Annotated in this window: 2 protein-coding genes; both read right to left on the bottom strand. The window is 60.2% G+C overall.

The window, feature by feature from the left end; all coding sequences use genetic code 11:
* Positions 1-92: 92 nt before the first annotated feature.
* A complete protein-coding gene (locus ACSZO4_RS25345; RefSeq protein ID WP_437891850.1) occupies positions 93-854 on the bottom strand; it encodes an SDR family NAD(P)-dependent oxidoreductase in 762 nt (253 codons plus the stop codon).
* 3 nt (positions 855-857) lie between these two features.
* The gene (locus tag ACSZO4_RS25340) at positions 858-2,225 is read right to left on the bottom strand and encodes an alkaline phosphatase family protein (RefSeq protein ID WP_437891849.1); all 1,368 of its coding nucleotides are present in this window, start codon (positions 2,223-2,225) and stop codon (positions 858-860) included.
* Positions 2,226-2,453 lie beyond the last annotated feature (228 nt).

Genomic DNA, 2,453 nt, shown 5'->3' with positions numbered 1-2,453 from the left:
ACCCCCCCGATGATCAGTCGGGGATCTTCCCCGCCTGAGCGGGGAAGGTCAAGACATAAGGGCCGGGGTGAGGGGCACAGGCCGCACCGCTGTTAAACCAACCTTATCCCCGCATCGACAAAAAACTGTGACCCCGTTGACCCGCGCGCATCATCGGAGACGACAAACAGCGCCATCGCCGCCACGTCTCGCCCTTCCAGCACAATCTTCAGCGACTGCATGGTCTGGATCTCCTGCTCTGATTGCGCCGTGCGCCAAAGCGCCTGCTGACGCGGGGTGGAAATCGCCCACGGCACAATGCAGTTCACCCGAATAGCAAACGGCCCCAGTTCCCGCGCCAGGGTCTGAGTCAAGCCCACCACCGCCGCTTTCGCGGTGGTGTAGCCCGCCATTCCGGGGCGGCCTTTCATAAAGGTGGTGGAGCTGGTGAGGATAATCGCGCCGCCGGTGCCCTCTTTCATGCGCGCGGCCACCGCCTGAGAGGCAAAAAACTGATGATCGAGATTGACCGCCAGACTCTCGCGCCAGGCTTCAGGCTCCACGCCAAAGGTGTCGGCCCGATCATCACGGGCAGCGTTATTGATCAGCACATCAACAGCGCCTTCCTGGCGGTATATCTGCTCAATGGCTGCGCGCAACGCACTGATATCACGTAAATCAACGGCATAAAAACGGGCCCCACTGCTAAGGGCAAGCGCCTCCCCGGCCTGATTATCAATATCAAGAAAATGCACCCGGCTTTCCTGCTGGCAAAATGCATCCACCAGATCCGCGCCAATGCCGCTGGCCCCGCCGGTAATGACCACCACTTTGCCCTGCAGACTGCTGTAACGGGTATAACGATGTTCAGTCATCTCTCACTCTCTGGCCGCAACTAACGCCTGCATTATAGCGCCGTCGAGGCTGTCGCGTTCGGCGCCGAGCAGGTAAGCAATGGTGGCTCCGGCGTCAGCCATTCGGTACGGCCCGTGCCGATGGCGATCATGGTAATAGCCCTTGCGGATCCCCGCGCCCCAGGCGAGCAGCACGCCGTAGTTGGAGGTGTGCGCCGTCTCAGCCGTGGGTTTTTGCGGGCCGTGATTAGCGCCGGGTGCGACCACCGGGCAGATATCCTCCCCGGTAACGCTGGTTCCCCAGACAAAGCCGCTGTTATAGGTAAAGAGCACATCACCCGCCGCCTCACCCCAGTAGCCAACGCTTCCAGCATCTTCTTTGCGCAGCGCCCAGGCCACCGCGTGATGAGTCTGCCCGTTGTGAACGATCGACCAGTTACGCAGCAGATGCAGCACCTGGTCCTGCACCCGCGCATAGTCCGCCTGCGGCACAACGCCGTGCAGGTTGATGTAAATTTCCAGCCCGCCGCGTTCGTCCTTCAGATACACCTGGCTCTGGTCGCGCTGCGGCTGGCCTGAGGCATCCAGCACCACCAGCCCGTGTTTGGCCAGGTAGCGGTTAACGTCACACATAAAGTGGTTCGGCACCGCACCGTGATCGGAGGCCAGCAGCAGCGTGGTCTCGCTGTCCACGCTCGCAAGAATGCGCCCGATGGAGCGGTCCAGCACCCTGTAGCACTCGCGGAGCACCGCCTCATAGCGTGGTGCCTGCTCAGCTATGTAAAAAGGCGAGCTGGGATCGTACTGCCCGAGGCACAGATGGTGGGACTCATCAATCAGATGGTGCACCGCCGCCCATAAAGAAAAGCCGTGCTGATGGGTTAAGCGCACCGCGCTTTCGGCCAGCCACAGCGACTGGTTTTCCGCATCCTGCAAGGTGGAGGCCAGACAGGCCTCGTCCGGCGAGGCTTTTTCCGCCCACTGGCTGTAAAACGGTCCGAGTTCATCGATAAGCATCGATGCCAGCTTGTCGTCAGAGGCAATACGCTGCGGGTAAGTGACTTCGCTCTGAATCAGTTCAATATGCGGCGCCAGGCTTGCCAGCCAGAAGCGGGCTTTTCCCCCTTCGGCAACCTCGCCCAGTGGCAGCCAGTCGCTCCACTGCCCCTGTTTCAGGGTGACGTATTCATCTTGCGTACTTAGCGTCAGCGTGCCTGCATTAAGTGACAATGTCACGTTACTGCCATGCGCTGACTGAACCGTCAGCCGGTAATCGCCGTTGTTACTGCGCACCAGCGGTTGCCACAATCCTTTGTCGTGATAAGCCAGCGGCGAAGATGGCGGCCAGCCGAGCGTCTGCTGGCGCACTTTCGGCGGCGCATCGAAACGCACACCGTCGGTAGTGAAAATAGCAGGTGCAGCGAAGGTATACGGGCACGGCTGCGCCGCCGACCAGTAAGGCGAGAAGGTAAAGTGCGGCGCAGGTGAGGCAACGCTTTCCGGGAAGTGGACCAGTGCGGCGCGCAGGCCCTTCTCTTCAAGCCGCTTAAGGAAGGTGCGATTTAATCGTCAGTTATGAGAACATAAGGCTTTCTTTGCCATAGATTTTTCACGATGCCC

The sequence above is a fragment of the Phytobacter sp. V91 genome (assembly GCF_965644225.1).
GTDB lineage: Bacteria > Pseudomonadota > Gammaproteobacteria > Enterobacterales > Enterobacteriaceae > CBFFRJ01.
Note: the sequence above shows the minus strand (reverse complement) of the source record. Positions and strands in the feature narration are given on the sequence as shown.